At 28.7% G+C, this 7,165-nt stretch carries 3 protein-coding genes; all 3 read left to right on the top strand.

The window, feature by feature from the left end; genetic code table 11:
* Positions 1-31: 31 nt before the first annotated feature.
* Genes PUD86_00905 through PUD86_00915 form a run of 3 tightly spaced genes read left to right on the top strand, consistent with a single transcriptional unit; the run spans position 32 to position 6,954 of the window.
* Positions 32-2,533 (top strand): U32 family peptidase, encoded by a 2,502-nt coding sequence (locus PUD86_00905; protein MDD6775845.1) that lies wholly within the window; start codon positions 32-34, stop codon positions 2,531-2,533.
* Positions 2,533-4,950, top strand: a complete 2,418-nt coding sequence (locus PUD86_00910) for a DUF3656 domain-containing protein (protein ID MDD6775846.1) — start codon at positions 2,533-2,535, stop codon at positions 4,948-4,950. The genes PUD86_00905 and PUD86_00910 overlap by 1 nt, the downstream gene beginning before the upstream one ends.
* Positions 4,951-5,004: 54 nt before the next feature.
* Positions 5,005-6,954 (top strand): endonuclease MutS2, encoded by a 1,950-nt coding sequence (locus tag PUD86_00915; GenBank protein MDD6775847.1) that lies wholly within the window; start codon positions 5,005-5,007, stop codon positions 6,952-6,954.
* Positions 6,955-7,165 lie beyond the last annotated feature (211 nt).

A 7,165-nucleotide genomic window follows, 5' to 3' on the forward strand; every position in this document is an offset into this window, starting at 1 on the left:
GAAATGAATAATTAAATAAGGTGTAAAAACAATGGTTTTAGAAGAATTATTGGCTCCTGCAGGCTCATATGAAGTATTAGTTACTGCAGTAAATGCTGGTGCAGATGCTGTTTATATTGCAGGGCAAAATTACGGGGCAAGAGCATATGCTAAAAACTTTACTATTGAAGAAATAGAAAAAGCAGTTAATTATGCTCATTTAAATGGTGCATGCGTTCATGTGACTGTAAATACTCTTATAAACAACTTTGAGATTGTTGATGTATTGAATTATCTATTTAAATTATACCAAATTGGTGTTGATGCAGTAATTGTACAAGATTTCGGATTAATCTGGCTTTTAAAAACATTAATACCAGATTTAGAAGTTCATGCATCCACACAAATGGGAATTAACAATTACAGTTCAATAAAATGGGCTTCACAAAATAATATAAAAAGAGTTGTTCTTCCAAGAGAAGTAAATATAAATCAAATTGAAAAAACACACAAACAACTCAAAAAAGACAATATTGACATGGACATTGAAATTTTCGGCCATGGAGCATTATGTTACTGTGTAAGTGGAAAATGTTACATTTCATCATACAATAGTGGAAGAAGTGGAAACAGAGGCGCATGTGCTCAGCCATGTAGAAGAGAATATCGTCTAAAATACAGAGGATACAATATAGGAAACGGATATTTGTTATCAACTCACGATCTTGCTACATATAACAATCTAAAAGAGATTTCCAATGCTGGAGTTAAATCCCTTAAGTTAGAAGGTAGAATGAAATCTGGAGATTATATTGGAACCATTGTAAACAGTTACAGAAACCTTATTGACGGAAACATTGGAGATTATAAAAAAGATTTACACCTTGTTTTTAACAGAAAATTCACCAATGGATATGTAATGGGAGATAAACCTGGCCAGGTAATGGGAAGAGGAAGTTCAGGACATGAAGGACTATACATTGGAGACATAACCAATATTGAAGGCACTCACGTTACAATTGAAATAAAAAACAAAGAAATTCCAGTTATTTTAGAACCTGGAGATGGAATTGCATTTAAATACAATGGTAAAATCAAAGGAATTTATCTTGAAAATATCATAAAACAGGATGAAAATGAAATTATAATCGATACTACACGTCTTGTTAAAGTTGGAACAGAAGTATTTATCAGCTATTCCAAATCTACACACGAATATTTAAAGCAATTCGAAAAAGAAACAATCAAAAATAATATCGGACTTGATTTATCACTAACTTGGGATAATGACTTGAATTTATTTACCAAAGTTGAATACCATATTGGTGATGAATTAATTAATTTCAGACATAAAACATTAGGAAAATTCGAAAAAGCTAAAAACAAACCTGTTGATGAACAAACTATTGAAAAACAGCTTAATAAAACTGGTGGAACACCATTTTTCATCAATAATGTTCGTTTTAACAATATGCCAAATGATATTTTCATACCAATTCGTGAAATTAACCAGATGAGACGTGAAATATTAGATACTGCTACTGAATTATTACTTAATCATAAAACACCTACTAAAAAAGCTATTAAAGCAGTACGTAAAGATTTAACCAAATTTATTGGAGATTATAAAAACAATAAAGGAAAAGTTAAATCAAAAACTCCTAAACTATCAATATTTATTGATGATTTATCTCAAATAAAAGCAGCATCAGGATTTGATTTAAAAAGAATCTATTTTGACGGAACCTGTCACTACAACAATCCTGAGGACTACTATGAAAATATAAAAGAAACTCTAAAACAAGGTAGTTTAATGGCATCACAAACTGAGTTTGTATGGGTATTATCATCATTTATAAGCCAGGAAGATGCTCAAAAATGTAATGAAATTGTAAAAGAGTTGGAAAACGAAGGAATAATCATTTCTGTAATGGGAGATTTCCCTGCAATGAGCGACATATTTGACTGTCCTATTCATGGACATCACAACTTAAATGTCTGGAACAGTTTTTGTGTACGCAATTTAAATGAAGCAGGATTTAAATCCTTAATTTTATCATCTGAACTTTCCGGTGAAGAAATTAAAGAATTAGTGCTAAAAAATCATGACAGAAATATTGATTTAGGAATGATTGTTAATGGAAACCTTGAAGTTATCGTAAGTAAGGACGATTTCACCAATTTAAATGACGGAAAAGATTTCATTATTTCCAATGATGCTGATTATGCAATATTAGAAGATAAAAAAAGGAAAAAATTCAAATATAAAGTATTCTTTGACTATAACAGACAAAGCCACATTATTAACAAGGACTGTTTGTGTTTAATTGAAGAGATGAATGAAATTAAAAAATTAGGCCTTGATTCAATTATTCTTGACTGCAGATATTCCAATGAACAATATACAAAGCAGATTTTATCAATTTATAATGAAAGCCTAGGCAATAAAGATGAAGAAGAGTTATCCAAATATAAATACCAGATTATGGATTTCTCACAGTCCTATATTAACAAAGGAAACTATATTGAAGGTAGATTACACGAGGCAAAATAATGAGAATTCCTGAATTACTTGCACCTGTAGGTTCAATGGAACATTTGAAAGTTGCAATAAATGCTGGAGCTAGTTCAGTTTATTTATCTGGAAAAGAGTATGGTGCTCGTAAGTATGCAACTAACTTTACTTTAGATGAAATAAACGATGCAATAAATACAGCACACATGCATAATGTCAAGGTTTATGTAACCGTAAACACATTAATTAAAGAAGATGAACTGGAAGATGTAATTAATTATGTCTCAAAGCTATATGCAATGGGAGTGGATGCTGTTTTAGTACAGGATTTAGGATTAATTGAATTAATAAACAAACATGTTCCTAAATTAAAAATTCATGCATCAACACAAATTACCTGTGAAAACCAGCTAAAAGTAGACTATCTTAAAAGTAAAGGAATAAAAAGAATTGTTCTTCCTCGTGAGATGAAAAAAGAAGAAATTGAATCTCTTGACAAAGACATGGAATATGAAATATTTGCTCATGGAGCATTATGTTATTCCTATTCCGGACAATGCCTTATGAGCAGTTTTAAAGGTGGGAGAAGTGGAAACAGAGGAACCTGTGCTCAACCTTGCCGTCAAAAGTATAAAATTGACGGAATTAAAAAAGAGGATTATTATTTATCCCCATGTGATTTAAGTTTATTTAACAAACTAAAAGACATATCACAGATGAATATCTCCTGTATTAAAATAGAAGGCAGAATGAGAAATAAAGAATACCTTGCAATTGTAATAAGTGCTTATCGTAAAGCATTAAATAAATTAAAAAGCAACAAGGAACTTAAAAATGAAAATATTTCTCTTGTATTTAATAGGGGATTTTGTACAGGATTATTTGATGATAATCCAAAAAGAAGTCTTAAAGCAGGTCATATCGGATTAAAGATAGGTCGTGTAATCGATTCACAAAAAAATCAAATTGCAATAAGACTTGACGATTCTGTTAGAAGCATACCTGAAAATGGTGACGGATTATTAATAATAAAAAATAATGATGACTATGGATTTGAAATCTCACAACCACCAATTGTGACTTCTCTAAATCACTTTAAAAAAGGCAAATTCAAACAAATGAAAGACTTAACAAGAAAAGACAGAGTAATGGTCATTAAAAAGGTATGGCAAAATAAGAAAAGTACATTTAATTTAAATGAATCTGATGTTTATCTAACAAAAAGAAACAGCCTAACCAAAAAGGTCAAGGAAATAGAAAGTAAAGGATCAAGCTTTGTAAAATCAAAACTAATTCTTACATTTTCAATTAAAAATAAATTCCCTCTACTTAAAGGAAGATTAACCCTTGCAAATAAAAAAGAATTTAATTGTGAAGTAGTAGGAAATACTCCTTTTGAAAAACCTTTGAAAAAAAGTGTTAGTGCAGATACAGTTAAAAAGCAGCTTCAAAAAACTGATAATTACCCATATCAGATTACACAAATCAATGTTAACTATGACGGAACATTATTCATTCCAATTAGTAAAATAAACGAACTTAGAAGAAATTTATTTGAAAAACTGGAAAAAGAAGTTGTTGAATCATTTAAACATGACACTAAAACAATCAAATTAGAACAAAACAAAAAAGAAAATGATGAATCTGCATGCAGTATTTCATTTTACACTAACAATCTAAAACATTTAGAACATATAGAAAATGTAAAAAGAGTTTATTTGGAAATTCCAAACTCAGATGAGTCATTAAGTCTTACAAATCCAAATTACAACCTTAATCATATGATTAATTTCATAAAAAAAGCATATGAAATATCCTATAATAAAGACTATGAATTAATCTGGAAATGGCCAGATATAACCCATGATTCATTAATAAAAACATTAAATAAGGTAAGAGGAATTTTAAACAAAATGCATTACTCTTTACCAATTATGAGCAACAGTTTTAATGCAGAATATGGATTTTATTCAATGAATGTTACAAATAATGCAACTATAGACAGTTTGGAAAACTATAAAATAGTAACATTATCTCCAGAATTAACCAAAAAGGATTATGAAGACATAATAAAGAATTGTAAAAATCCTCAAAAAGTTGAAATATTAGTTCAAGGATCTGTTGAACTTATGAAAACAAGATATCCTTTGTTAAATGAAAAAGAGTCTAAAAGGAATTATAAAAACTATTTAATTGACAAGAAGAATAACAGATACCCAATTCACAAAAGTATCTCTTCACAGGAGTTAACAATATTTAACGACAGTGAAATTTCATTACTTGGAGAAATAGAACATCTAAAGAATATAAATTACAAGAATTTTGCAATTGATGGTAGATACAAGGATGATGACTATTATAAAATAGTTGAAGTTTACACAGACGCTCTAAATGAACATGTTGATGAGAACAAATTAAGAAAATACAGTTCTAAAAATACCTTGGCAAACTATTAGAATTACTTTTCAAATGCTCTTGGGAATGTTGAATATATATTAAAAAGAATATCAATATACAAAAAAGGTTTGGTAAAAATGCAAAAGGAAAGAATCACATTGCAAAATATAAAAGGAATCGGAGATAAAATCTCTGAAAAGATTATAAAAAGCGTTGGAGGTGAAGAAGAACTCCAAAAGATTGTCGAAGATGTAGATGTTGAAAGAATAATCAATATCGACGGAATAAGTCAAAGAAAAGCAATTGATATAATGAATCAGTTGTTAAATAATCCTAAAGATGAATTCATAAAAAGTGACAGAGCAATGGAACTTTATGAAGACATCATAAACAAGATATTGGCATATTCAAATACAAAATATTCAAAAAATAGAATATTATTGCTTTCACCTTCAAAAGACATTGAAAAAATCAATTCACAGCTTGATTTTGTAATGGATGCTAAACAACACGTTTCACAACTCCCAATAATAAAATTAAGAGGATTAATGAAAAACTTAAAAGAAGTTGAGGAAGTAAAAGCAGAATACAATCCAAGTAAAGCTATTCTTGTTGAAAGTGATGAAGATAATTCCTACCTTACTGATTTAGGACTAAATCAATATTATCCTATCCTTACAGCTAGTGATTCACCACTACTTAGAGAAGAATTAATGAATTATGATTTAGTATTTTACGTATACTCACAGGGAATACTTGATTTTGAAGGAATGCCAAACCTAGTAATGATTAATATCGAAGATAATGATTATGAAATTGTTCCTGAAAAAATAATTAACTTCTTTATCCAAAATAAAGACTTATTTACTAGAGTACATGAAATACAAAAAATCAGAAATAAAGAAAGTGTACTTGGAGAAATTATTCCTATTATCGATGAAGTAAACATTATTGATAAAAGAGAAGTAGATATTGAAAAACTTGTATATTCTCTTAAAGAAGATATGGATGATGAACTTGAAAAATCAATTAAACAAGTTGATCTTGAAGGAGATGAAATTCTCAACTTATTAAATAATAACTTCCCACCTAAAATTAAGAAAATATTTGACGAAATTATAAATAAACGTAAAGAAATTATCTACGAAAAAACAGGAATAAGATTTGATCCGTTCCTTAGGAAATATCCTATTGAAATAGATGACACAGAAATCGAAAGAATAATTCTAGAACAGTCATCTAAAAAAGAAAATGACATTTTTGACATAAAAAGAAATGCTGCTATTGAATTAAATTCAATAAAAGAAAAAGCAATAAAAGAAGTTGAAGATGTTATCAAATTTGATTATGAATTCAGTTTAGGTAGTTTTGCATATGAATATGATTTATGCAGACCAGAATTCAGTGAAGAAATTGAGTTAAATGGTGCTCTACACTTGGAATTAGCACTTAAAAAAGATAAAGATCAAATACAAAAAGTTGACTACAAATTAACTCAGGATGAAAATATTGCATTATTAACAGGAGCAAATAGTGGTGGTAAAACAACATTGCTCGAAACATTAACACAAATATCAATAATGGCTCAAATTGGACTTCCTGTTAGTGCAGATAGTGCAAAAATTAAGCTATTTGATGAAATTTATCACTTCTCAAAGAAAAGATCACTTGATGCAGGAGCATTTGAATCCTTCTTAAACGTGTTCATTCCAATAGTTACCACAGATAGTGAAAAATTAGTATTATTAGATGAACTTGAAGGAATAACAGAACTTGATGCTGCTGTTAAAATTATATCAACATTTATTGATATGATAAAAGAATCCAATTCTTATGGAATTATCGTAACCCATATGGCAAGAGAACTTATGAACTATACTGACATAAGAGTTGATGGTATTGAAGCTAAAGGATTAGATGAAAACTACAATTTAATTGTAGACAGAACACCTAAAATGAATTTCCTTGCTAAAAGTACCCCAGAATTAATTTTAAAAAGAATCTATGAAAAATCAGATGACGAATTAAAAGCAGTGTATTCTAGAATATTAGAAAAATTCTAAATATACTCTTTAACTATTTTTTTTTAAAAAAAAACCAAAAAATCACCATTAAAAAGTAAAAACTAAGATAAAAACAGTTAAAATAAACAAATCAAAAATAAGTAAAGTATAATAATAATTGTAATATAGAAGGCTTGCAGCGAAATGAAATTCCCATAGAAAACCATAGTACACAAACAAAACACAAAAGGACTTCACTACTGGGATCGAA

Source organism: Methanobacteriaceae archaeon, from assembly GCA_029219465.1.
Lineage (GTDB): Archaea > Methanobacteriota > Methanobacteria > Methanobacteriales > Methanobacteriaceae > Methanocatella.